23 protein-coding genes and 1 pseudogene are annotated in these 25,853 nt (G+C 50.4%); 22 read left to right on the forward strand and 2 right to left on the reverse strand.

Annotated elements, in window-relative coordinates:
- Positions 1 to 10: 10 nt before the first annotated feature.
- From mreC to ltrA, 18 genes are all read left to right on the forward strand, one after another.
- Entirely contained in the window at positions 11 to 856 is an 846-nt protein-coding gene (mreC, locus tag LA360_RS03480; RefSeq protein WP_089775247.1) for a rod shape-determining protein MreC, read from the forward strand.
- On the forward strand, positions 853 to 1,386 hold the full coding sequence (mreD, locus tag LA360_RS03485) for a rod shape-determining protein MreD (RefSeq protein ID WP_022201846.1): 534 nt from the start codon (positions 853 to 855) through the stop codon (positions 1,384 to 1,386). The genes mreC and mreD overlap by 4 nt, the downstream gene beginning before the upstream one ends.
- Positions 1,379 to 4,300, forward strand: a complete 2,922-nt coding sequence (locus LA360_RS03490) for a penicillin-binding transpeptidase domain-containing protein (protein ID WP_112483282.1) — start codon at positions 1,379 to 1,381, stop codon at positions 4,298 to 4,300. The genes mreD and LA360_RS03490 overlap by 8 nt, the downstream gene beginning before the upstream one ends.
- A gap of 21 nt (positions 4,301 to 4,321) precedes the next feature.
- Positions 4,322 to 4,990, forward strand: a complete 669-nt coding sequence (locus LA360_RS03495) for a septum site-determining protein MinC (protein ID WP_002583184.1) — start codon at positions 4,322 to 4,324, stop codon at positions 4,988 to 4,990.
- A 77-nt stretch (positions 4,991 to 5,067) separates the two neighbouring features.
- Positions 5,068 to 5,859, forward strand: a complete 792-nt coding sequence (gene minD / locus LA360_RS03500) for a septum site-determining protein MinD (protein WP_002583183.1) — start codon at positions 5,068 to 5,070, stop codon at positions 5,857 to 5,859.
- A gap of 16 nt (positions 5,860 to 5,875) precedes the next feature.
- A complete protein-coding gene (gene minE / locus LA360_RS03505) occupies positions 5,876 to 6,160 on the forward strand; it encodes a cell division topological specificity factor MinE (protein WP_002567728.1) in 285 nt (94 codons plus the stop codon).
- A gap of 2 nt (positions 6,161 to 6,162) precedes the next feature.
- Positions 6,163 to 7,284: an FtsW/RodA/SpoVE family cell cycle protein gene (locus tag LA360_RS03510; protein WP_022201848.1), complete on the forward strand. Its 1,122-nt coding sequence runs from the start codon at positions 6,163 to 6,165 to the stop codon at positions 7,282 to 7,284.
- A gap of 21 nt (positions 7,285 to 7,305) precedes the next feature.
- Positions 7,306 to 7,701, forward strand: a complete 396-nt coding sequence (mgsA, locus tag LA360_RS03515) for a methylglyoxal synthase (protein ID WP_002567726.1) — start codon at positions 7,306 to 7,308, stop codon at positions 7,699 to 7,701.
- Positions 7,701 to 8,678, forward strand: a complete 978-nt coding sequence (locus LA360_RS03520; protein WP_089775244.1) for a D-alanyl-D-alanine carboxypeptidase family protein — start codon at positions 7,701 to 7,703, stop codon at positions 8,676 to 8,678. The genes mgsA and LA360_RS03520 overlap by 1 nt, the downstream gene beginning before the upstream one ends.
- Positions 8,679 to 8,767: 89 nt before the next feature.
- Positions 8,768 to 9,187, forward strand: coding sequence for a hypothetical protein (locus LA360_RS03525; protein WP_002567724.1), 420 nt, complete (start codon positions 8,768 to 8,770; stop codon positions 9,185 to 9,187).
- A 127-nt stretch (positions 9,188 to 9,314) separates the two neighbouring features.
- A complete protein-coding gene (locus LA360_RS03530; protein ID WP_057571159.1) occupies positions 9,315 to 10,715 on the forward strand; it encodes a biotin/lipoyl attachment domain-containing protein in 1,401 nt (466 codons plus the stop codon).
- Between the two features lie 14 nt (positions 10,716 to 10,729).
- The gene (locus LA360_RS03535; RefSeq protein ID WP_022201851.1) at positions 10,730 to 11,410 is read left to right on the forward strand and encodes a YggS family pyridoxal phosphate-dependent enzyme; all 681 of its coding nucleotides are present in this window, start codon (positions 10,730 to 10,732) and stop codon (positions 11,408 to 11,410) included.
- Between the two features lie 47 nt (positions 11,411 to 11,457).
- Positions 11,458 to 11,967, forward strand: coding sequence for a cell division protein SepF (locus LA360_RS03540; RefSeq protein ID WP_057571158.1), 510 nt, complete (start codon positions 11,458 to 11,460; stop codon positions 11,965 to 11,967).
- A gap of 95 nt (positions 11,968 to 12,062) precedes the next feature.
- Positions 12,063 to 13,157 carry a 3-dehydroquinate synthase gene (aroB, locus tag LA360_RS03545; RefSeq protein WP_057571157.1) on the forward strand — a complete coding sequence of 365 codons (1,095 nt, stop codon included), beginning with the start codon at positions 12,063 to 12,065 and terminating at the stop codon, positions 13,155 to 13,157.
- On the forward strand, positions 13,157 to 13,666 hold the full coding sequence (gene lspA, locus LA360_RS03550; protein WP_022201853.1) for a signal peptidase II: 510 nt from the start codon (positions 13,157 to 13,159) through the stop codon (positions 13,664 to 13,666). The genes aroB and lspA overlap by 1 nt, the downstream gene beginning before the upstream one ends.
- Positions 13,667 to 13,732: 66 nt before the next feature.
- Positions 13,733 to 14,644, forward strand: coding sequence for an RluA family pseudouridine synthase (locus LA360_RS03555; RefSeq protein WP_057571156.1), 912 nt, complete (start codon positions 13,733 to 13,735; stop codon positions 14,642 to 14,644).
- A gap of 191 nt (positions 14,645 to 14,835) precedes the next feature.
- Positions 14,836 to 15,474, forward strand: coding sequence for a cytidylate kinase-like family protein (locus LA360_RS03560; protein WP_038260305.1), 639 nt, complete (start codon positions 14,836 to 14,838; stop codon positions 15,472 to 15,474).
- A gap of 574 nt (positions 15,475 to 16,048) precedes the next feature.
- A complete protein-coding gene (gene ltrA, locus LA360_RS03565; RefSeq protein ID WP_002578445.1) occupies positions 16,049 to 17,329 on the forward strand; it encodes a group II intron reverse transcriptase/maturase in 1,281 nt (426 codons plus the stop codon).
- Between the two features lie 152 nt (positions 17,330 to 17,481).
- Here ltrA and glmS read toward each other — a convergent pair whose 3' ends face one another.
- Positions 17,482 to 19,308, reverse strand: a complete 1,827-nt coding sequence (gene glmS, locus LA360_RS03570; protein ID WP_022200507.1) for a glutamine--fructose-6-phosphate transaminase (isomerizing) — start codon at positions 19,306 to 19,308, stop codon at positions 17,482 to 17,484.
- A gap of 556 nt (positions 19,309 to 19,864) precedes the next feature.
- Here glmS and LA360_RS03575 point away from each other — a divergent pair.
- Both LA360_RS03575 and LA360_RS03580 read left to right on the forward strand, forming a co-directional pair.
- Positions 19,865 to 21,437, forward strand: a pseudogene (locus tag LA360_RS03575) (NlpC/P60 family protein).
- A gap of 40 nt (positions 21,438 to 21,477) precedes the next feature.
- Entirely contained in the window at positions 21,478 to 23,379 is a 1,902-nt protein-coding gene (locus LA360_RS03580; RefSeq protein ID WP_112483284.1) for an LCP family protein, read from the forward strand.
- Positions 23,380 to 23,433: 54 nt separating this feature from the next.
- Here LA360_RS03580 and LA360_RS03585 read toward each other — a convergent pair whose 3' ends face one another.
- On the reverse strand, positions 23,434 to 24,159 hold the full coding sequence (locus LA360_RS03585) for a tRNA 2-thiocytidine biosynthesis TtcA family protein (protein ID WP_022200510.1): 726 nt from the start codon (positions 24,157 to 24,159) through the stop codon (positions 23,434 to 23,436).
- Positions 24,160 to 24,339: 180 nt separating this feature from the next.
- Here LA360_RS03585 and LA360_RS03590 point away from each other — a divergent pair, with 180 nt between their 5' ends.
- Together LA360_RS03590 and LA360_RS03595 are read left to right on the forward strand one after the other, a co-directional pair.
- On the forward strand, positions 24,340 to 24,597 hold the full coding sequence (locus LA360_RS03590) for an HPr family phosphocarrier protein (RefSeq protein WP_022200511.1): 258 nt from the start codon (positions 24,340 to 24,342) through the stop codon (positions 24,595 to 24,597).
- A gap of 146 nt (positions 24,598 to 24,743) precedes the next feature.
- On the forward strand, positions 24,744 to 25,838 hold the full coding sequence (locus LA360_RS03595; RefSeq protein ID WP_022200512.1) for a DUF871 domain-containing protein: 1,095 nt from the start codon (positions 24,744 to 24,746) through the stop codon (positions 25,836 to 25,838).
- The last annotated feature ends 15 nt before the right edge of the window (positions 25,839 to 25,853 follow it).

Here is a 25,853-nt window from a genome sequence, read left to right on the forward strand (position 1 = left end):
AAGTTTATCCATGGAAACCAAACGCAGTAAATATATTCTGGCAGGACTTACGGTGCTGTGCGTGCTGCTCATCTGCATCACATCCCTGAAGGACGGCATCATGGAACCCCTGCGCACCGGTGTGGGTTATTTTTTGATTCCCATTCAGACAGGAGTCAACGCAGTGGGTACCGGCATCTATAACGAGTTAAAGGATTACGGCAGCTTAAAAGACGCGCTGCGGGAAAATGAGGAGCTGAAAACACAGATTGTACAGCTCACAGAGGACAATAACCGTCTGCAGGCGGAACAGTTTGAACTGGACCGCTTAAGGAAGCTCTACGAGCTGGACCAGAATTACATGCAGTATGATAAAATCGGGGCCAGGGTCATTGCCCGCGACTCGGAAAAATGGTTTCAGGTGTTCCGTATCAACAAGGGTTCCGCCGATGGAGTGGCCGTGGACATGAACGTGGTGGCCGACGGCGGTCTGGTGGGCATTGTGACGGATGTGGGCGCCAATTACGCCACGGTGCGTTCCATCATAGACGATTCCAGCCGGGTGGGAGCCATGAAGCTGGATTCCTCCTATAACTGTATTGTGGCAGGAGATCTGACTCTCTATGAGGAGGGGCGTCTCAAGCTTACGGATTTTTCAAAGGATGCCGTCCTCAGGGACGGCGATCAGATAGTTACCTCCAACATCAGCACCAAGTTCCTTCCGGGAATCCTGGTTGGATACGCTGCGGATGTCTCCATTGACCCGGATCACCTGACCCAGTCAGGCTATCTGATTCCGGCGGCTGATTTTAATAATCTGCAGGAAGTGCTGATCATTACGGATATCAAAGATACAGGAGAGGCGGCTGTCCAGTGATTCAAGCAAAGATAAAACAGGTACTTATCAATATATTGTTCATCGTGCTGGCATTTACGGTGCAGAACTGTGTATTTCCCCTGCTTCCGTTTTTGTCGGCATCGCCCAATCTGCTTTTGATCCTTACGTTTTCCTTTGGTTTTATCCACGGGAAAAACGCGGGGGTGTTTTACGGCGTCCTTTCAGGCCTTTTACTGGATCTTTTCTACAGCGGGCCTTTTGGTTTTTATACCCTGATATATATTTATATCGGCTATGCCAACGGCATCTTTACCAAATACTATTATGAAGACTACATCACCCTTCCGCTGATACTCAGCATTTTCAACGGAATCTGGTACAGCATGTATATATACGTCTTCCGTTTCTTAATCCGCGGACGTCTGAATCTTCCTTATTATTTCAGGAACATCATGCTTCCGGAGATTATATTTACCGCAGTTACCACCCTTTTGATTTACAGGCTGTTCCTTTCCGCCAGCAGACGCGTGGAGGATATAGGAAAAAGGAGAGACACAAAACTTGTTTGACGAACTGTTAGAAATAGTAAAAGAATTTTTCAAGAAGCTGTTCAGCTCACGGCTCTTTGCACTTTCCGTGATATTTACCGTCATGTTTGCCGGGCTGTTAGGCAAGCTGTTCCAGATGCAGATTCTGGACGGAAGCGAATACCAGGAAACCTATATGCAGAGGACGGAAAAAAGCGTCACCACACCGGGGTCCAGGGGCAACATCTTTGACAGGAACGGCAACCGGCTGGCTTATAATGAGCTGGCTTATTCCGTCACCATACAGGATTTGGGGGATTATCCCCGTCCCAGTTCCCGCAACCAGATGCTGTACCGCCTGGTACGGATACTGGACCGGCGCGGGGAGACCGTGGAAGGAAAATTCGAGATTGCCCTTGACCAGAACGGCGAGATGTTCTTTACATCCAGCTCTGATTCCGCCAGGACCCGTTTCTTCCTGTATTTTTACGGTCTTTCTTCCACCACCGGCCTCAACGACCCAAAGGGCAGGTATCCCACCAACATCACAGCCAGAGAGGCATTTGAGCGCAAAAAGGTGGACTACGAGCTGGATAAGATGAAGGACGAAAAAGGCAATCCCCTGGTCATACCGGACAACATTGCCCTTGACATGATAAACATTATCTACACCATGAAGCTGACCGAATACCAGAAGTACGAGACCACCACCGTGGCCACCAATATCAGCAATGAGACCATGGTGGAAATCAATGAAAACGCCGCGGACTTAAAGGGCGTCAAAGTGGAGCAGTCCTATGTGCGCAAGTATGAGGACAGCATCTATTTTGCCCCTATTATCGGTTATACCGGCAAGGTTCAGGAGGATCAGCTGTCCACCCTGAACGAGCAGTGGCATCAGTCCGACGAGGCTGCCGGCCTGCCGGAAGACGCCACGGACAAATACGATCTCAATGATATCGTTGGCCGTATCGGAATCGAAAAATCCATGGAGCTGGAGCTTCAGGGTGAAAAAGGCTACTCCAGGATGTATGTGGACAACATGGGACGTCCCCGTGAAATCATTGAAAAGACGGACGCCAAGGCCGGGGACGATGTATACCTGACCATTGACCGGGACCTGCAGATTGCCATTTACAAGCTGATTGAGCAGCAGCTGGCCGGTATCATCAGCTACCATCTCCAGTATGATGATTTGGATCCCAACAAGACCTATGACCCTTCCAAGATACCCATTCCTGTGAAGGACGCCTATTACCAGCTGATTAACAACAATGTGCTGTCTCTGATGGATATGTCCCAGGAGGGGGCGTCTGACATTGAAAAACAGATTTACAGCAAATACGAGGTATCCAGGGAGCAGATACTTGCGGCGATACGGAACGAGCTTCTCAGCTCCCATGCCCTGGCCATGAACGATCTTCCCAAGGACATGGCTACTTATATGAATTATATCTATGCTTATCTGTCTGACGGCTCCGTAGGAATCATACAGAAGGATAAGATTGATCAGTCCTCGCCGGAATACCAGGCGTGGAGAGAGGGCACCATCAGCCTGAGGGATTATATCTACAGCGGGATCGCGGGAAACTGGGTGGACACCACCCGTCTGGACGTGACCAGCAAATATTCCGATGCCGATGACATATTCACCCAGCTGGTGGACCATGTCATCGAATCCCTGCGCAGCGACAATAAATTCACAAAGCGCATGTTCCGTTACCTGATTAATGACGAGGTCATAACGGGCCGTGAGCTCTGTCTGGCCCTCTATGCACAGGGCGTCCTGACTTATGACGCCCAGGCCATAGCAGCCCTCCAGATGGGGGATTCCACCTACACCTACCAGTTTATCAAGGAGAAGATATCCGACCTGGAGCTGACGCCGGCGCAGCTGGCCCTGGACCCGTGTACGGCCGGAGTGGTGGTAACGGACGTAAAGACGGGAGAGGTGCGGGCCCTGGTCACATACCCCAGCTATGACAATAACCTGATGTCAGGCAGCGTGGACGCGGCTTATTTCAGCCAGCTCCAGGACGATATGTCCAGACCGCTGTACAACAACGCGACCCAGGCCCAGAAGGCACCGGGCTCCACCTTTAAGCCCATCACGGCTGTGGCGGCCCTGGAAGAGGGCGTGATAGGGCTCCAGGACACCATCGAGTGTACCGGTATATACGATCAGATTTCCAAGCCTATCAAGTGCTGGATCTGGCCCGGCCGTCATAACAGCGAGAACATCGAGGAGGGCATACAGAACTCCTGCAACTACTTCTTCGCTGAACTGGCCCACAGGCTCTGTATGAAGCCGGACGGCACCTATTCGCCGGACCAGGGCCTTGCCACCCTGCGCAAATACGCTGCCCTTTTCGGTCTGGACCACACATCAGGTGTGGAGATTTCCGAGAATGAGCCCCAGATATCATCGGAGGACCCGGAGCGTTCCGCCATGGGACAGGGCACCCATTCCTACACCAATGTCCAGCTTTCCCGCTATGTGGCAGCCCTTGCCAACCGGGGAAATGTATTTGAGCTGAGTCTTTTGGATAAACTTACCGACTCTGACGGGAACCTGATTAAGGACTATACCCCTGCCGTAAGCTCCCGCGTGGACGCGTCTGACAGCACCTGGGACGCAGTCCAGACCGGTATGCGCCGGGTAATCACGGACAGCTCCGCCAAGAGCATTTTCTCCGATCTCCCGGTGGAGGTGGCGGGCAAAACCGGAACAGCCCAGGAGGACAAGAGCCGTTCCAACCATGCCTTCTTCGTATCCTTTGCGCCTTACAGCCATCCGGAAATTGCCGTGACTGTAAATATTCCTTACGGTTATGCGGGAACCAACGCCGCAACCCTTGGCAAAAAGGTGTACGAGTATTATTATGAATATACCACCCTGGAGCAGATAGAAAGCTCCGGTGCATTAGGTGTGTCAAATGTAAATATTGGTGACTAAACCAGCAAAAGAGGTGATTGTATGCACAATGCAGTTGTAATTAAGAGCAGCAAGGCAGGAATGACTGTCATTCTGGACCCTGACCTGCCCTTTGGCGAGCTTTTGGAGGCCATCGGGAAAAAGTTCAGGGAAAGCGCCCGTTTCTGGGGCTCTGTCCAGATGACCCTGACCCTGGAGGGCCGGGAACTGACCGCGGCCCAGGAATTTGCAATTGTCGATACGATTACGAAGAACTCGCAGATTGAAGTCCTCTGTCTTCTGGACACGGATGCGGAACGGATTGAACGCTGTGAGAAAGCACTGAATGATAAGCTGATGGAGCTGAACTCCCAGACAGGACAGTTCTACCGGGGTACACTAAAGAGGGGAGACTGCCTGGAATCCGAGGCCAGCATCGTGATCATAGGAAATGTGGACCACGGAGCCCGGGTGACGGCCAAGGGCAATGTCATTGTGCTGGGAGAGCTGAAGGGTACGGTGACAGCCGGCGTGTCCGGCAATCCACAGGCCGTTGTCCTGGCCCTTGACATGGCTCCCCTGCAAATCCGCATCGGGGATCTGAGCAGCCGTTTCAACGAGAGAAACAAGCGTCTGGGGCGGGGTCCCATGATAGCCCTGGTGGAAGATGGGGCCATTGTTATGCGGTCTTTAAAAAAGTCATTCCTAAACAATATGTTAAATTTTGCTTAATGCCAAAAAAATACTGGTAAATTTACGAAATTTAATGTACAATAGGAAGGTAAAGTAATTTTCAGGAGGATTTCATCATGAGCGAGGTCATTGTGATTACTTCTGGAAAAGGCGGGGTAGGCAAGACGACTACTTCTGCCAATGTGGGAACAGGACTGGCTATCCTGGGTAAGCGGGTAGTGCTGATTGATACAGATATCGGCCTGCGCAACCTGGACGTGGTCATGGGACTGGAGAACCGCATTGTCTACAATCTTGTAGACGTGGTGGAAGGCAACTGCCGTATGAAGCAGGCCCTGATAAGAGACAAAAGATACCCGAACCTATACCTTCTGCCTTCGGCCCAGACACGGGACAAGACGTCCGTGAATCCGGAGCAGATGATAAAGCTGGTTGATGACCTGAGGGAAGAATTTGACTACATACTGTTAGATTGTCCCGCAGGCATTGAACAGGGATTCTACAATGCCATAGCCGGTGCTGACAGGGCACTGGTGGTCACGACGCCGGAAGTCTCGGCCATCCGCGACGCGGACCGTATCATCGGTCTGCTGGAACATGCGGAGATAGACGAGATTGACTTGATTGTCAACCGGATCCGGGCCGACATGGTCCGCAGGGGAGACATGATGTCCTTAAGCGATGTGACGGACATTCTGGCAGTACACATCATCGGAGCAGTGCCCGATGACGAGAACATCGTCATTTCCACCAACCAGGGAGAGCCTCTGGTGGGACTGGGCTCTACGGCCGGACAAGCTTATCTTGATATCTGCCGCAGGATACTGGGGGAGAGCATACCTATGACAAATCCCGGTGAGACGGAAACCTTTTTTGCCAGGCTTCGCGGAATACTTAAGAGAGCATAGAAGGGATGGTGTCAAGGTGAGATGGTTCCAGGGGTTTCAAACCAGGCGTTCCGGAGAGACAGCTAAGATGCGGCTAAAGCTTTTGCTGGTATCCGATAAGGCAGGCTGCTCACCGGAGATGATACTGATGATAAAAGATGACGTGATACACGCCATTTCCAAATATATGGAGATAGAAAAGGACAAAGTCCAGATACAGATGGATACAGAGGGCAGTCCCCAAAAAGGCGGCTGCCGGACACTGCCTGTGCTTCATGCCAACATACCGATTCGTTCCATATCGAACAAGGGGCTATATTAAATATGTTTTTGGATTATGATTTCAGACATTTTAATTTTCGGCTGATATTTTATATGATTGTACTCAACGTCATCGGCGTGCTGGTTATCCGCAGCGCCACAAACATGAACGCGGATGCAGTCAACAAGCAGCTTTTAGGAGTGTTCATAGGACTGGCTGTGGCCATTGGTCTTTCCATGGTGGATTACCACAAAATCCTGAATTTCAGTACTCTCATATACGGCCTGTGTATTGCAAGCCTTGTGGCCGTACTGATTTGGGGCAATGTGGTGAACAACGCCAGGCGGTGGATTGAGGTTCCGGCCATCGGACAGCTTCAGCCATCGGAATTTGTTAAGATAGGCCTTATCGTAACCTTTTCCTGGTATTTCATGAAATACCAGGAAAAGGTTAATCAGGTCAGCACCGTGGCCATAGCAGCCGTACTTTTTGCCATTCCGGCGGCATTGATCTTTGAACAGCCGAATCTGTCTACCTGTCTTGTGATTATGGTAATGGTACTGGGAATCGTATTTGCAAGCGGCATAAGCTATAAGTGGATTGCGGGAACACTGGCTGTTACCATTCCCGTAATGTCCACCTTTGTCTACCTGCTGCTTCACGGTATGATTCCATTCATAAAGGATTATCAGGCAGGGCGTATCCTGGCCTGGTTTTATCCGGACCAGTACGGAGAGGCCCGTTATCAGCAGAATAACTCCATCATTGCCATCGGTTCAGGCCAGCTAAAGGGCAAAGGGCTTTTCAATACCACCATAGCGTCTGTCAAGAACGGTAATTTCCTGTCAGAGGAGCAGACGGACTTTATCTTTGCCGTGATCGGCGAGGAGCTGGGGTTCATCGGCTGTGTGGTGGTTATCGCCTTATTTTTATTGATAATTTATGAATGTCTTATGATGGCTGCACGGGCCAGGGATTTATCCGGCCGCCTTATCTGTGTGGGCATGGCAACACTGATTGCGTTCCAGGCATTTGCCAACATCGCGGTTGCCACAGGCATCTTTCCCAATACAGGGCTTCCCCTTCCGTTCATCAGTTTCGGAAGCAGTTCCCTAATCAGTATTTTCATGGGAATCGGGCTGGTGCTCAATGTGGGGCTTCAGAGAGAAACAAGACATATCTAATCCAAGGAGGGTTAATTTAATATGACAATTGGTTTGATTGCACATGACGCAAAAAAGAAACTGATGCAGAACTTCTGCATCGCATACAGGGGAATACTCAGCAAGAACACACTGTATGCAACAGGCACCACAGGCCGCCTGATTGAAGAGGTGGCTAACCTTAATATTCACAAATATCTGGCAGGGCATCTGGGCGGTATGCAGCAGATGGCAGCTCAGATTGAGCACAATGAGATGGATTTGGTCATCTTTTTACGTGACCCGCAGAATCCCAAATCACACGAGCCGGATGTAAACGACGTGGTCCGCCTGTGTGACATCTACAATATTCCCCTTGCCACCAATCTGGCATCTGCCGAACTGCTTATCAAGGCTCTTGACAGAGGGGATATGGAATGGCGCGAGGTAGTCAGGTAATGAAGGCAGTGCGGACGCGCAGCTTTCTGTGTGCGCTTCTTCTGGGGGCTGTGGCTCTTTCCACTGCGGGCTGTCTTTCAGGCGTCAAGGAACCCTACAGCCTGGAAGAGCGAATCCCGGTCATGGAGGACAGCCTGTCCCGGACCGTGCGCTATGCAGACGGTTTTGCTTCGGATTTATGCGTAGTGGAGGATGAAGGCAGCTTTGACGAAAGTTACGTGACATCGGAGGCAGCTGCCCTTTTTGATGTCAGCGACAGGGAAACACTCTACAGCAAGGAAGCCTTTGAACGGCTGTATCCGGCCAGCATCACCAAGGTGATGACAGCCCTTGTAGCCATTAAAAACGGTGATTTAAACGCCAGGGTAGTTGTGACGGATGATGCCGTCATCACGGAATCCGGGGCCACCCTGTGCGGCATAAAGCCGGGAGATACCCTGACATTGGAACAGCTTTTATATGGGCTCATGCTGCCTTCAGGCAATGATGCGGGCGCTGCAATCGCGGTGCACATTGCGGGCAGCATTGATAAGTTCGCTGACATGATGAATCAGGAGGCTGCCAGTCTGGGGGCCACCGGAACTCATTTTGTGAACCCTCACGGACTCAACGATCCGGACCATTATACCACGGCCTATGACCTGTACCTCATTTTCAATGAGGCACTCAAATATCCGGTATTCCGGCAGATTGTGGGCACCACATCCTATACGGCCAACTACCACGACAAGGACAGCCAGGCCGTCACCAAGACATGGAAAGGCGGGAACTGGTTTATGACACGGGAGCGGGAGACGCCGGAAGGCCTGACTGTATTCGGTGGAAAGACAGGCACTACAAACGCAGCCGGCTATTGTCTCATCATGGCTACCAGGGACCAGGATGATAAGGAATATATATCTGTTGTATTAAAATCTGACAGCCGACCCGGCCTATATGATAACATGACAAATATAATTTCTAAAATCGTCAAATAGTGATTGCGCTTTCTATGAATTTATACTATAATTAAAGTAATCTTAATTGATTTTTTATACAACATATATAACTCAAGGAGGAGATTGGTATGGTTCAGATTATTGCAGGAAAAAAAGGTAAAGGCAAGACCAAACATCTGTTAGATATGGCCAATGCAGCAATCAAGGGGGCCAACGGCACTGTCGTATATCTGGATAAGAGTGCCCAGCATATGTATGAATTAAACAACAAGATTCGTCTCATTAATGTCAATGAATTCCCACTTACAAACAGCGATGGATTTTTAGGATTTATCTGTGGTATTATCTCTCAGGATCACGATTTGGAGACCATGTACCTGGATAGCTTTTTAAAGCTGTCATGTCTGGAGGGAGCAGACATTTCTGATACATATATGACATTGAAAAATATCGGTGAAAAATACCATATAACCTTTGTGTTAAGTATTTCCATGGACGCTGCGGAGCTTCCTGAGTGTGCTAAGGGCGATGTGATTATTTCATTGTAATGATACATTTTCTGTGATAAAATACAGACAGGACTTATAGGCTGCCAACCTGCTGGGATTAAAATGCCTGGTATGGAGGGCAGCTTTTTGTGAAGTGATGTGTATTTTGTAAAAGGAGGCCGGATTTATGGCCAAAAAGAAAAGCAAAAAAGTCATACGTTACCGCAGGCCTCTCAACATCAATGTGGGTATGATTATCTTCTTTATCATATTCATCTATCTGGTATTCAGCGTTTATACGTATCTGAAGCGGGAGAAGATCCAGTTTTATGAGGTGGTGGACGGCGGCATCGTCAATAACCGAATCTACAACGGGCTGATTCTCCGTGAGGAGCAGGTGCGAACAGCAGACCGCTCCGGCTATATCAACTATTATCTGCGGGAGGGAAAACGTGCTTCTGTGGGAAGCCGTATTTATTCCCTGGACGAGACAGGAAACCTGGAGGCACTGTTAAAGGAGAACGCCGAGGAAGGCACATCCCTTTCCGACGACAGCTTATTGGACCTGAAAAAACAGCTTACATCCTTTGTTCTGTCCTTCCAGAACCAGGATTTTGGAACCATCTATGACGCCAGGATTTCCCTGGATGCCTCAGTGATGGAGTATTCCAGTTTCAGCACGCTGGACCAGCTGGACAAGCTGGCGGAGCAGTCAGGGGCTGTATTTGAGCAGGTCCGCTCCGATGTATCCGGCGTGGTATCCTACGGCATTGATTCCTTTGAATCCATGACAACGTCAGACGTGGATGCCGCTGATTTTGACCGGAGCACCTACGTAAAGACAGTACATAAATCAGGGGACCTGATTGACAGCGGCTCCCCCGCCTATAAAATTGTTACCTCGGAAAAATGGTCCATTGTGTTTCCGCTGAGCGACGAGGATGCGGCCCTTTATAATGACAAGACCGCCTTACGGGTCGTGTTCCGCGACTATTCCCTCAGCACACCGGCCGCCTATTCCACCTTTACGGGAAAGGACGGGGCTGCCTATGGAAAACTGGATTTCTCAAAATATATGGAACAGTTTATCTCGGACCGCTTTGTGGATTTTGAGATAAAAGTAGATAAGGCCGACGGCCTCAAGATTCCTGTCAGCGCGGTAACGGACAAGAACTTTTATCTTATCCCCCTGGAATACATGACCCAGGGCGGCGATTCCTCAGAGGATGGTTTTTATAAGGAAGTTTATACGGAAAACGGCACATCCATTGTATTCGTCCCCACAACGGTCTACTATTCGGACGATGAATTTTATTACGTGGACATGGGGAAGGAGAACGGTTTTAAAGCAGGGGATTACGTGGTCAGGCCTGAGTCATCAGACCGATACCAGATTGGAAGGACTGCTTCCCTGAAGGGTGTTTACAATATTAATAAAGGCTATACTATTTTTAAACAAATTGATATACTGGATTCCAACAGCGAATATTATACTGTGCGTAAGAACATGAAATACGGCTTGTCCGTGTACGATCATATCGTACTGGATGCCTCCATGGTGGAGGAAGGACAGCTGCTGTACCAGTAAGGGAGGAAAACAATATGATAAAAAATCAGCTGGAAGAAGTAAAAAAACATATTGAAGATGCCTGCCGCAGGGCGGGAAGAAATCCTGAGGAAGTGACACTCATCGCAGTCAGCAAGACAAAACCCGTTTCCATGCTTATGGAGGCTTATGACGCGGGGGCCAGGGATTTCGGTGAGAACAAGGTACAGGAAATCCTGAACAAGAAACCGGAGCTTCCGGAAGATATCCGCTGGCACATGATTGGACATCTGCAGCGCAACAAGGTCCATCAGGTCATTGACAAGGCCGTACTGATTCACTCCGTGGACTCTCTGCGCCTGGCGCAGCAGATTGAGACAGACGCGGCAAAGCTGGGGCTGGATGTGGACATCCTTCTGGAGGTCAATGTGGCCCGTGAGGAGAGCAAATACGGGTTCCTCATGGAAGAGGTGGAGGATGCCATCATGCAGATTAAGGATTTCTCCCATGTGCACATTAAGGGGCTTATGACAATTGCGCCTTTTGTAGATAATCCAGAAGAAAATCGTGGAATTTTTAAAAAATTATTTGAATTTGCTGTTGACATAGGTGACAAAAACATTGATAATGTTACTATGAGTGTGCTCTCAATGGGAATGACTGGGGATTATGAGGTTGCCATTGAAGAAGGAGCAACCATGGTCAGGGTCGGTACCGGTATTTTCGGTGCACGATAAGGTGTTTCCCCCGGTAAGCACTTCATATAGAGATTGGAGAGTGTAAGATGAGTCTGTTAGGTAAGTTAATGGATACCATGAGATTAAATCCTGATGAGGAAGAGGATGATTACTACCTGGACGATGACTTTGAAGAGGAGGCCCCGCGCAAGGGACTGTTCTCAAAGAAGAATACGGAATATGATGAGGAGGAGGAGCAGGACAAGCCCCGGTTTTTAGGAAGATCCAATCCCAAAGTAGTACCTATGAGACGCAGCATGGAAGTGACAATGATTAAACCCACATCCATGGAGGATTCCAGAGACATCTGTGATTACCTTCTGGCTGGCAAGGCAGTGGTACTGAATATGGAGGGTATACATACAGAAGTGGCTCAGAGAATCATAGATTTCACCTCAGGAGCCACCTATTCCATGAACGGCAATCTGCAGAAGATATCTAATTATATCTTCATCGCAACACCTGATTCCGTGGAACTGTCCGGAGATTTCCAGGACATTCTGGCCGCAGGCGGCGCCATGGGCATGGACGTTTCAGGACTCAATATCCATTTGTAATTGACAAGGAAAAAGAAGTCCCTGTACAGGGGATAGGTATGCGGCAGACCTGGTGTGTCTGCCGATTTGTTGTATAATATCAGGAGGACACTGGCATGGCTGACAGGATAAATGTATGCAGGGATGGGGAGGCTATCTACGATATTGTACTGGCCCAATCCTTTGACGGTTTAAAGGAGGCAGTATCCTGCCTTCCTGTTAAGGAACACAAAATTTGCATCGTGACGGATTCCAATGTGGCGCCCCTTTATCTGGAGGAAGTGCGCTCCATTCTGTCCGGATGCTGCAAGGCTGTTTCGGTCTTTACCTTCCCGGCAGGGGAGGAGAATAAACATCTGGATACGGTGCGGAACCTGTATGAACACCTGATTCTGGAGCATTTTGACAGAAAGGACATGCTGGCTGCCCTGGGCGGCGGTGTGGTAGGTGATTTATGCGGTTTTGCAGCCGCCACTTACCTCAGGGGAATTGACTTTATTCAGATCCCGACCACCCTCCTTTCACAGGTGGATTCCAGCATCGGCGGTAAGACCGGCGTGGATTTTGATGCCTATAAAAACATGGTAGGCGCTTTTCATATGCCCAGGCTGGTTTATGCGAACCTGAGCACCCTTTTAACCCTTCCTGAGGAACAATTCTCCTCCGGCATGGGCGAGGTGGTGAAGCACGGCCTGATCAAGAACAAGGAGTATTACCAGTGGCTGAAGGATAACCGTGAGGGCATAGTTTCCAGGGAGCCGGCTCTGTGCCAGGCCATGGTTTACGAAAGCTGTATGATTAAAAAGCGTGTTGTGGAGCAGGATCCCACGGAGCAGGGGGAGAGAGCGCTTCTGAATTTCGGCCATACCCTGGGCCATGCGGTTGAGAAGCTGGAGAATTTCACCATGCACCACGGCCACTGCGTGGGACTGGGCTGTATTGCGGCAGCGCGCATATCCCAGCTCAGGGGCATGCTTACGGCGGAAGAGGCAGCGGATATCAGGAACACCTTTCTTTCCTTCGGAATTCCTGCCGCAGCGCCGGGCCTTGCCTGGGACCAGGTCCTTATGACCACCCAGAGTGATAAAAAGACGGAAGCCGGCGTCATCCGTTTTGTCCTGCTTAATTCCATTGGTCAGGCTTATGTGGACAAGACTGTCACGGCAGATGAGATGAAGGCCGGTTTTGATGTGATAGGAGGACAGGCATAATGACAAAACAGAAGCAATCCCTGATTATCAGCTTCCTGATTGGCTTCGCCATTCTGGCCGGCCTGGACCAGTGGACCAAGGGACTGGCCGTCCAATCCTTAAAGGGGCAGAAGCCTTTTGTTATCTGGAATGGTGTATTCGAGTTCTACTATTCGGAGAACAGGGGCGCTGCATTCGGGATGATGCAGGAGAAGCAGCTTTTCTTCTTTCTCATTGCAGTCCTTGTGCTGGGCGCAGTGGCTTATCTCATATGGAAGATGCCGCCGGAGGGCAGATACCGTCCCCTGGCTGTGTGCCTGATGATGATAAGCGCTGGCGCTGTGGGGAATATGATTGACCGTGTCAGCCAGGGATATGTGGTGGATTTCCTGTATTTTAAACTGATTAATTTCCCCATTTTCAATGTGGCTGACTGCTATGTCACGGTGGGCGCTGCCTGTCTTGTGTTTTTAATTATGTTTTATTACAAGGATGAGGACATGGCATGTTTCTCATTCAAAAAACATTAACAGACGTATCAGCAGCAACATTGCCGGACAAACCATGAATATAATCAGACAGGAGGACATATCCCTTTGAAACAGGAATTTTATCCCACGGATATGGAGGACCATGTGCGTATCGATAAATACCTTGCTGAAGCCTGCCCTGATTTAAGCCGCTCCTACATTCAGAAGCTCCTTAAATCAGGGCAGGTCCTGGTTAACGGCCAGGGCGTGAAGGCAAGCTATATTGTGGTGGAAGAGGACCGGATTGAGCTGGAGGTGCCGGAAGCCGTGGAGCCGGAGATTGATGCGGAGCCCATGGACCTGGACATCCTCTACGAGGACCAGGATGTCATCCTCATCAACAAACCCAAAGGCATGGTGGTGCACCCGGCAGCAGGACATTACAGCCATACCCTTGTAAACGGCCTTATGTACCATTGCAGGGACCAGCTGTCCGGCATCAGCGGAGTCATGCGTCCGGGTATTGTGCACCGAATCGATATGGATACCACAGGGGTCATCATTGCATGTAAGAATGATATGGCACACAGCTCCATTGCCGCCCAGCTCAAAGAGCATTCCATTACCCGCAGGTACCAGGCCATTGTACATGGCGTTATTGCGGAGGATGAGGGGACTGTGGACGCTCCCATTGGCCGCCATCCGGTGGAGCGCAAGAAAATGAGCATCAACTACCAGAACGGCAAGGATGCCGTAACCCATTACAGGGTCCTGAACCGGTTCAGGCAGTACACCCATGTGGAGTGCAGGCTGGAAACAGGCCGTACCCACCAGATTCGCGTCCATATGGCCAGCATACGCCATCCCCTGCTGGGGGACGCTGTGTACGGGCCTGCCAGGTGTCCCATAAGCGGACTCTGCGGCCAGACCCTTCATGCCGGCGTACTGGGGTTCATCCATCCCAGGACAGGAGAATACATGGAATTCACAGCACCCCTGCCGGAATACTTTGATAAACTCCTCCGTACATTGAACTGAACCAGGACGCAAAAGCGCGATAAAAACATACTTTAATGGAAAAGTTGTCACTTTTGTCGCAAAGCTTTATACTATTTTTTACTTTTTTATACATTTCTATATACTTTTCAGAATTTTTGAGTTATAATACTTAATAGATAAAATATGACTTATAACCTACAGGACAGACAGTGCAGAAAGGGGAATGTAGAATGACAAATAATCTTATTATCACCATTGGCAGGCAGTGTGGCAGCGGCGGCAAGATGATTGGCGAATTACTGGCAGAAAAGATGGGAGTTAAGTGCTACGACAAGGAATTGTTATCCATGGCTGCAAAACACAGCGGACTTTGCGAGGAGCTGTTTGAAAAACACGACGAACGGCCCACCAGCAGTTTCCTCTACTCACTGGTTATGGATTCCTATTCCATGGGCTATACGGCATCGGGATATTCCGATATGCCTATTAACCATAAGATATTCCTGGCACAGTTTGACACCATCAAAAAGCTGGCTGACGAGGCTTCCTGCGTTATGGTAGGACGGTGCGCGGATTACGCCCTGGAGGACTACCCCAATGTAGTCAGCGTATTCATCACGGCCAACGACGATGACAAGCTGAAACGCCTTCAGGACCTGTACAAAGTGGATGCGTCCAAGGCAAAGGACATCATGATTAAGACAGACAAACAGCGCGCCAGCTACTATAACTATTACTCCAACAAGAAGTGGAGCGATCCCCGCAGCTATGATTTGTGCCTCAACAGCAGCAGCACAGGACCGGAGGGCGCAGTGGACGTCATCCTGAATTTCGCAAAAGTGAAGCAGGAGTGGAGAAAACAGAAGTAGTTCCGGCGAAATGCATAGGGACAGGGCAGTATAAGTAACGAAAACAGCAGATGCGGCAACGCCGGCGGAAAGCCGGTATTGCCGCATCTGTTTTGTTTGCCCAGCATGGGCGTTTTCTAATGGGTGAAAGTCCCAAGTGCGCGTAGGCAACAACGAAGCACATAGCCGAACAGCAAGGGTGTCCGCCGTGAGACGGAATCTGAAAGAAGCTGTAAGCAAACCTCTGACCTGACGGACAGGAACCGCATATAAGGCTCGGAAATACGGATAAGGTGGCAAAAGGCACTGAAGTCCAAAAGGTTGCCGGAAGTACGAGTAAATGCGGCAGGTACATGGAGGAAAAGAACACGCACCTTAACTGGGGAGGTCTCACAGGCGGTCTCATTAGCCGTAGTAACAACGAATTGTGAGAAGTCAGCAGAAGCCATAGTAGTGAGGAAGTTCCTGTAATGGGGACGGAGCGAAGGGCTGAACAATCAATCAGTTGAAGTACGTTCCACTTCGTAGCCGGAGCATACGCCTGTCGATGACTTCAAAGGCGGCAAAGGCAAAAGGGGCAGAAAGGAAACAACGCATGGACACAAGCAGTCTCATGGAGCAGATATTAAGCAGGGATAATCTAAATGCGGCGTATCTGCAAGTCGTAAGGAATAAAGGAGCGGCAGGCGTGGACGGGATGACCGTTGAAGAACTTGGCGCATATCTTTCGGAAAACGGCGAAAACATTAAGGAACAGTTGCGGACGAGGAAGTATAAGCCGAAGCCAGTCCGCAGGGTGGAGATACCCAAACCCGATGGTGGTACAAGAAATCTTGGAGTGCCAACAGCAGTAGACCGCTTTGTACAGCAGGCGGTGGCACAGGTGCTTACCCCGATATTTGAGGAGCAGTTTCACGACCACAGCTATGGATTCAGACCCAAGCGGTGTGCACAGCAGGCAGTCCTTAAAGCATTGGAAATGATGAATGACGGACACAACTGGATAGTGGATATCGACCTAGCGAAATTCTTTGACACAGTAGACCATGACAAGCTGATGACGATTTTCGGACGGACAATAAAGGACGGAGATGTCATATCGGTGGTAAGAAAGATTCTGGTCAGCGGCGTAATGATTGATGATGAGTATGAAGATACGGTAGTCGGCACACCGCAGGGTGGAAATATCTCGCCGCTGTTAGCAAATATCATGTTAAATGAGCTGGACAAAGAACTGGAAGCAAGGAGGCTGGATTTCGTCCGGTATGCAGATGACCTTATTATAATGGTCGGGAGCAGACAGGCGGCAGAGCGGGTAATGAAGAGCGTGGCTCGGTTTATAGAGGAAAAGCTTGGACTGAAAGTGAACGCGGAAAAGAGCAGGGTTGATAAACCAAAGGGCATTAAGTATCTGGGGTTTGGATTTTACTATGACTCATTTGCCAAAGGGTACAAAGCCAGACCACACCCGAAAGCGGCAGCAAAGTTCAAGGCGCAGATGAAGAAATATACAAGCAGGAGCTGGGGAGTGGGCAATGGTTATAAAATTGGGAAACTCAACCGGCTTATCCGAGGGTGGATAAATTATTTCAAAATCGGAAGCATGAAAAGGCTGTGCGCAAAAATGGACGGACAGATTCGGTATCGACTGCGCATGTGCATATGGAAACACTGGAAAACGCCAAAGAACAGGGAAAAGAATCTTATCAAACTTGGTCTGCCGCCAAATGCGGCACATGGCATTTCATATGCCAAAGGATATGCCAGAGTGTGCAGAAGCTGGAATCTCCACATTTGTATCAGTAAAGAGAGACTAGCTAAGTTTGGTCTTGTATCCATGGAAGACTACTACGCCGAAAAGGCTGTTACATGTTAAGTTGATTGAACCGCCGTATACCGAACGGTACGTACGGTGGTGTGAGAGGTCGGAAGGCGAAATAATCGCCTTCCTCCTACTCGATTTACGTCAATGTCACATTCTTATTGATGTCCAAAAGGATGTCCGGTAAAAGATGAGCCATAAAACTGTTACTCCACCGTAACGGATTTGGCCAGGTTTCGCGGCTGGTCCACATCCAGATGCTTGCCGATGGAAGCATAGTAGGCAATCAGCTGCAGGGCCACTGCAATGGGGAACACGGTGAAGCGGTCTTCCAAATCCGGAATCCGAAGTTCCATGTCAGCCACTCCGTCCTCCACCACAGACTGTTTCTTTGCCAGCAGGATAACGTAAGCGCCTCTGGCCTTTACCTCCCGGATATTGGAAATGGTCTTGGCAAAGACATGGTCCTGGGTGGCTATGGCGATCACAGGCACATTGTCGTAAATCAGGGCAATGGTTCCGTGCTTTAATTCACCGGCGGCATACGCCTCCGCGTGGATGTAGGAGATTTCCTTAAGCTTCAGGGCTCCCTCCAGGGAAAAGGCATAATCCAGGCCCCTTCCGATAAAAAAGGTGTCCCTCTCACGAATCAGGTGGCGCACAAAGGACTGAATAAATTCAGACTGTCCAATCATGATTTCCATGGCGGGTATGACGTCCATCAGGTCCTTCATGAATTCCCTGGCCTCATCGCGGCTGAATGCTCCCCGGACCAGAGCCATGCGGCAGCCAATCATGTAGAGGGCAGCCAGTTGGACGGAATATGCCTTTGTACTGGCAACCGCAATCTCCGGACCTGCATGGGTATATAATACGTAATCGCTTTCCCTGGCAATGGTGGATCCCTTTACATTGATAATGGAAAGCGTGGGAGAGCCAAGGCTTTTGGCCAGATTCATGGCGGCCAGCGTGTCAATGGTCTCCCCTGACTGAGAGATGACCATGACCAGGGTTTTGGAATCAATCAGCGGATCCTCATACCGGAATTCAGATGCAATGGACACAGTGACGGGTATCCGGAGCATTGGCTCCATCAGCGCTTTTGCCACCATTCCCGCATGCATGGCTGTACCGCAGGCAATGATGCGTACCTGGGTACACTCTGCGAATATGGAGTCCGGGATGCCGTCATCCCGGAAATCCGGCAGACGGTCCACCATCCTCGGAAGAATGGTATTCTTAAGGGCATCCGGCTGTTCGTGGATTTCCTTAAGCATGAAATGAGGGTATCCGTTCTTCATGGCCGCATCCATGTTCCAGCTGACCTCCAGTGTTTCCGGCTCCACGCGGTTAAAGTCCATATCATATACACGGACTTTGTATGGCGTCAGGCGCACGATGCAGCCTTCCGGGACCACGAAATACTCCCTGGTATAGGAAATCAGGGCAGTAAGATCTGAGGCTACAAGAGCTCCTGAGTGGGTGTGGGAAGCAACAAGGGGGCTTACCTTTCTTACGGCATATATCTCACCGGGACGATCCGCAAAAAGGATGCAGAAACCATAGGAGCCTCCCAGCATGCCTGTAAAAGCCGCGATTGCTTTCAGCGGATCCTGGCCGCATTCCCTGTAAGCAGAATCCAGCACAGCCGCGGCCACCTCACTGTCGGTCTGGGAGGCAAGACGGCCTTCCAGTTCATATTCCTGTGTAAGCTGGCGGTAATTCTCGATGATTCCGTTGTGAATCAGGGTTACCTGTCCGAAGCTGTGGGGATGCGCATTGGCGTCTGTCACACCTCCGTGGGTAGCCCAGCGGGTATGGCCGATTCCGCAGTGGGATATCTCGCCGGCTGATTTTACACATTCTCTTAGGGCGGCCACCTTTCCCACCTTTTTAATGGTCCTGACCAGGGAATCCTGATTGAAGTAAGCTATTCCGGCACTGTCATATCCTCTGTACTCCAGTCCCGCAAGTCCCTTTAACAATACATCCTTGGCCTCCAAGGGGCCTGTATATCCAATTATTCCACACATAATTTGTTCTGCCTTTCTTTGCTGGTTGCAGTTATTTTAACTGCGGTTGACGTTCCTGAAAAAGACAACAAAAAACCAAGCTGTCTTATACAGGCAGTTTTCAGCATACCATTTTTTAACCTTTTTTATCTGATTTCATTCATCCGGTCACGCTGGCTTTGTTTTGCAGTTACCCGCATATTTTCCAGTATGTAACACGCCCGGACAGCATGGGAGAGCACCCGCCGAATTTCTCGATTCTCTCTCCACCTCGTTAACCTTTCCACCGGCAGCAGACCTTCCTGCTGTTCACGTCCCCGGTAAAAGGTGCATGGCGCTTAGCTTTGCTATGAGTCTCCATCCCTCCTGTGATAGATTGTGAATATTATAGCTCACTCTATTTTATGCGTCAATCATAATTTGGGTGAGCAGTCCTGCCGGCCCCCTGCATAATCCCTGTTTTACGCGTTATTTTAAAGATTCTTTAAGACTTTTGTTCTATTCATTCTCCTGCCTGTGTGATATAATGGGGAACGGTGCAATTATATAATTTATGACTGACAACAGGACGCACAACATGAAAAAAGACGATTACATACTGCTGGTAAAAAAATATAAACGGCAGATTCTGCAGTGTTCAGCCCTGGCCGTGACAGTAATGTGCGCCTGCGGGATTTCCTATATGGCAGGACGATACAGCGGGAGACAGAAGGCACCCGCTGCTGCCGGCTCCGAGGGCGGAACTGAAGAAACCACCTCACAATACACAGACCTGCCTCCCGGCTCACCTTCCTTTCTCTTTCCGCCAGGCACGGCCTTCCGGGAAGCAACACCCTCCAATGTGGACATTATGGATTCCCAGGTGCTTAATCTGGCATATCTCTATGAGGACGGGGCAGACTCCACGGATCCGGCCGACAGCTATGCGGGCCGGCTCTATGATATGCTGGCCCTAAAGGATGCTTCATGGATATCGGGACTATATGACCTGTACAATTATACACCCCAGCAGCTCGCCTCCCTGTTGGGACTTCCGGATACAGCCGTCACTTCACCGTCCGGCATCATACCGGAGTTCCGCAACCTATCCGTGCGCTTTGTAAACAGCGGCTTACAGGAAACCGGAAGCACTTCCAACGCAAGGGAAATCATTTCCATCATCAATACCCTTCATTACTGCGGCGTGCTTAAAGATATGAAAACCATGGAGGACTGTGCGGACAAGCTGTGGAACGCCTCCCACAAGTACTCTGTGAGCATGGGTGATATTTATTACTGTGACGGCAGCTGCCTGTACGAAGCAACAGCCGGACAGCCAGCCGCAGACGAATCCGGTGCTAAAGGCGCCGGGGAGGCAGCGGCCATTGCCTCTGCCTCTGATACATCATACCCCGAATCCGCAACTTCTGATACAGCTCTGTCAGCCAACTCCCGGACATGTCCGGGCCATGTGGACTGCACGGTGCTGGCTGTGATCAAAGGCACTGCGGAGGCGGACAGCCTTTTCCGGGCAGCAGATTCCCTGGAGGCTGTAAAGACCTCCGGCTGGACTGGCTGGAATACCCACACCATGAACATGACAGGCGTTTTGCTGGCCCAGGACTGGGTCTCAGGAATACGGACTTTATACAGTTGACTATCCGGTGAAAGGACTTTTAAACTCCCGGGAGATTGAACAATACATGGGGCTGGTTCCGGAAGACGCCAGCCAGCAGCGGAAGGATTTCGTGCGGTATGCCCTTACATCCGTAGGTAAGATTCCCTACTACTGGGGAGGCAAACCATCGGCACCTGGTTATACCGGCAACAGCTTCGGCTCTCTGACCGTACCGGATGAGGACGGCAGGATTTTAAAGGGACTGGACTGTTCGGGCTGGATAAACTGGGTATACTGGTCCGCCACGGGAAGAGGGCTGGGGGCCCAGAGCACCCGCACGCTTTTGGGCAGCGGTACGCCTGTGTCCAGGGATGAACTGCTGCCGGGGGATATCTGCATACGTTTCAATCCCATGGCGCATGTGGTGATATTCCTGGGTTGGACAGCAGAGGGGAATATGCTCTGTATCCAGAAGACCACGGGAAATTCCAATAATGTGGAAGTGGGAACCGTTACAAGTGACTGGGAGAGTTACCGGCGTATACTGGAATGATTTCGTATTAGGAACCAAATAGATAAAGAGGAGTATAATCATGAATAACAGAGAAAATGACGATGAACTGGAACGTATGAGGGCGCGTGCCAGAAGGGGCGGCGTCCGGCAGGGCGGCGGGGCATACCAGAGGCCTGCGCAGTCTGTCAGGGAGCGCAGAAGTACCAGGCAATCCTATGATGGCCGTGATGAGTATGACGAGGAGTACTATTACGGCGAGGAATACGGCGTGGAGGGGGACAGGCAGGTTGATTTCTCCATGGAGGATTATCTGGATGACGAACCTCCGGTGCCCTCCCGCCGTCTGAGGTCCTCCCATGGTTCGTCCGGTTCTGCAAGAGGGCGCCAGGCACAGTCCTCGGGAAGCAGGCAGGTACAGAGCGGGAAATCCCGCCAGGCGGGAAGCGCCGCCTCCAATCCGGACAGGGCCAGGGCGGCACAGACTGTTTCAAGGAATCAGAGACGCGCAGGAAACAGGCGGCAGGATACGATGGAAAGGGGCAGAGCATCCGCCGGATGGCAGCAGGGACAGATGACAAAACGACGTAAAAAAGGCAGATGGAAGGGGCTCCTTTTGCTCCTTCTGGCTGTATTCATAGGATATGGGGCATGGATGTTTCTTCACAGACCCACAGGATACTGGAATATAGCTGTATTTGGAGTGGACAGCAGGGATGGCAATACCAAGAACGCCCTGGCAGATGTTCAGATGATATGCAGCATTGACAGGTCCACGGGAGAAATCCGCCTTGTCAGCGTTTACAGGGATACCTACCTGAAAATCAATTCAGAGGGAAGCTATCATAAAATCAATGAAGCATACTTTAAAGGGGGACATAAACAGGCTGTGTCTGCCCTGGAGGAAAACCTGGATATCAAAATTGACGACTATGCCACCTTTAACTGGAAATCAGTGGCCGAGGCTATCAATATTCTGGGCGGCATAGACCTGGAAATCACGCCTGCGGAATTTAAGTATATCAATGGATTCATTACAGAGACCGTCAATTCAACCGGCATTGGTTCCTATCAGCTGGAACAGGCCGGGATGAACCATTTAGACGGCGTCCAGGCCGTGGCCTACAGCCGGCTGCGTCTCATGGATACGGATTTCCAGAGGACGGAGCGCCAGAGAAAGGTAGTGGAGCTTGCCCTGGCAAAAGCAAAGCAGGCTGATGTCTCAACGCTGACCTCACTGGCAGGCTACATGGTACAGGAGATTTCCACCAGCGTAGGAGTAGGCGATGTGCTGCCTCTGGCAAAGGATATTGGAAAATATCACATCGGGGAGACTGCCGGTTTCCCATTCTCAAGGCAGACCAAGAAAATCGGAAAAATGGACTGCGTGGTGCCCACCACCCTGGAAAGCAATGTAGTCCTTCTCCATCAGTTTCTGTACGGAGAGGAGACATCCTACAGCCCCTCTTCCTCTGTCAGGAAAATCAGCGCCCATATATCGGAAGAAACAGGTCTTTATGAGGAGGGCAAGATGGCTCCTTCCGGAGGCGGTTCATCAGGAGGCGGTTCATCAGGCGGTAAGACGCCTGCCCAGAATGTGCCGGCGGAGACACCTCCGCCAGAAACAGCAGCGCCTGAGGAAACCACCCCGGAAAGTACAGAGGAGACGGAGGAGACCACCCAGGAGAGCACCGTGGAAACAGAGGAAACAGAAGAAGTGGGTCCGGGCGTCTCAGACAAACCCACAAAGGCTCCTGAGAGCACGAAAAATCCGGATGAGGAACAGGGCCCGGGAGCCGGCGGACCGGGCGGCAGCGGCGCCGGAGAGCCTTCCGCCAGCCATCCCACAAAGGCTCCTGAAACAGAGAAACCTGACTCTGGTTCCGGCTCCGGTTCTGACAGCACAAGTCAGGGCCCGGGAAGCCAGGGCAACGGCCCTGGTCAGGCCCAGTCAGACGCGGACGAGGGCGGCCCTGGTATGTAAAGCGCGCCCCGGCATAGAAGTAAAAGAGCAAAGTCAAAAGGATGGCCTCAGGCATTATTTCAACGCCTGGGGCCATCCTTTTATATTGCCGTCCAATATAGCCCGGAACATGCAGTCCTTTATATGAGGATTGTCCTCCTGCAGCTTATGTATCAGATCCTTAATGTACTGCCGCTTTGTGTATCCGTCCATGGGGCATGGATTCTTGCATACAGGAAGCTGGTACTTATTGCAGAACCCTATCACATCTGCCTCTGCGACAAAAATCATGGGGCGGATGACGGTCAGGTCCATGCGATCCAGATAGGTATAGGGTGAGAAGGAGTGGAACCTTCCCTCATAGAACAATGACATCATCATAGTCTCTATCACATCATCCCTGTGATGGGCATAGGCAATCTTATTGCATCCCATCTCCTTGGCCATTTCATTGAGAGCGCCTTTTCGCATCTTGGCACACAGGGAACAGGGATTGGTTTCCTTGCGGATATCAAAGAGCACCGCGCCGATTTCCGTGCGGATGACTTCATATGGAATTTCAAATTCCCGGCACAAGGCCGCCACCGGCTCCAAATTCATGCTGCCCAGTCCCAAATCCACGGTAATGGCGCACAGCTCATATTTTTCAGGGTAGAACCTCCTCAGATGATGAAGGGCATGGAGCAGGGTTAAACTGTCCTTTCCTCCTGACACTCCTACGGCGATGCGGTCGCCGTCCTGAATCAGCCCGTATGTATCAAGAGCCTGGCGCGTCAGGCTCAAAAGACGTTGCAATTTCATGTGGGTTCCAACTAATCCTTTCTGGTCATTATTTGCCGGTTCAATGCCTCCGGTCTTTCGTCTTTGCTCTTTGCCGGAATGCTGCACGGCTTTTTCTATTCTACCTGTCCACACACCTGGTTGTCAAGAAAAGTTAATTATGTTAAAATGGAGGGAGAATAAATTAAGGGTGATGATGAAATGATAAGTTATAAATATATAGTGTCTGACAAGCAGGGGCTCCATGCTACCAATGCCATGAGTCTGAGCAGGGCAGCCGCAGAATATGAGAGCCGGATAACCCTTACAGGCACAAAGGGTACAGCGGACTGTAAGAATGTCCTTGCTCTCATGAGTTTGGGCGCGGGGCAGGGAGAAAGCCTGGAGCTTACGGTGGAAGGACCTGACGAGAGCCAGGCCTCCGGTTTCTTAAAGGGGCTCATGCGCACCATTTTATAAACACGCTCTGACAGGCGCCCATGATAAAATCAACCCGTTTCCTAGCTGTTAGGAAACGGATTTACCGTAAAATCCCCTCTTGACAGGCTATAGTTAATGTCAAAGAACTGCTCTGCAGTTCAAATTTGGAAAGAGGGGTTAATATTATGGCAAGATTAGGTATTTCTATTTATCCGGAGCATTCCACAGAAGAACAGGACATAGCGTATATGAGAAAGGCAGGTAAACTGGGTTATAAGAGGATTTTTACCTGTCTTTTAAGTATTGGTGAAAAGAGCAGGGAGGAAATCATCGGACAGTTTTGCCGCCTGGCTGACGAGGCTCATGCCTGCGGCATGGAAATCATTCCGGATGTCAGTCCTGCTGTATTTTCAAGGCTGGGAATCTCCTTTGAGGACCTGTCCGTGTTCCGTGAAATGCATGTGGACGGCATCCGGCTGGACGAGGGATTTGACGGCATGAAGGAAAGCCTTATGACCTATAATCCGCAGGGGCTGAAGGTGGAGCTGAATGCCAGCACCAAGCTTGTTTATGTGGAGAACATCATGGATCACCATCCGGACCGTGAGAAACTGATTACCTGCCATAACTTTTATCCGCAGGCATATACGGGACTGAGCCTGAAGCATTTTAACAGGTGCAATGACAAGATGAAATCACTGGGCCTAAGGGTGGCTGCGTTTGTATCCAGCAATGCGCCCGGAGCTTACGGGCCATGGCCTTTAAACGAAGGGCTCTGTACCCTGGAAATGCACCGCGGCCTTCCTCTGGATTTCCAGGTACGCCATATGTTTGCCACCGGCATGATAGATGATGTGCTGATTGCCAATGCCTATGCCACGGACGAGGAGCTCAATGCCTGCGCGGCCGTCAATCCCAGCATCCTTACCTTCGGCATTGAACTGGAAAAGGAGCTGACGGACACCGAGCGGCAGATCCTGGACTATGAGCCTAAGCATGTGGTGAGAGGGGATATAAGCGAATACATGATCCGATCCACCTGGCCCAGGGTGACATTTGCGGATCAGTCCATTCCGGCTGCCAACACCAGGGACTTAAAGCAGGGCGATGTGGTCATTCTCAATGACGGTTACCTGAAATATAAAGGGGAGCTCCACATCGTCACAAAGGATATGCCCAATGACGGCCGCAAAAATGTGATTGGCCATCTTCCGGAATATGAACATGTGCTGTTAGACTATATCGAGCCATGGAAGGTGTTCGCATTCCGTATTGTATAAGACTGTAAGAGAGGA

Source organism: Enterocloster clostridioformis, assembly GCF_020297485.1.
Lineage (GTDB): Bacteria > Bacillota > Clostridia > Lachnospirales > Lachnospiraceae > Enterocloster > Enterocloster clostridioformis.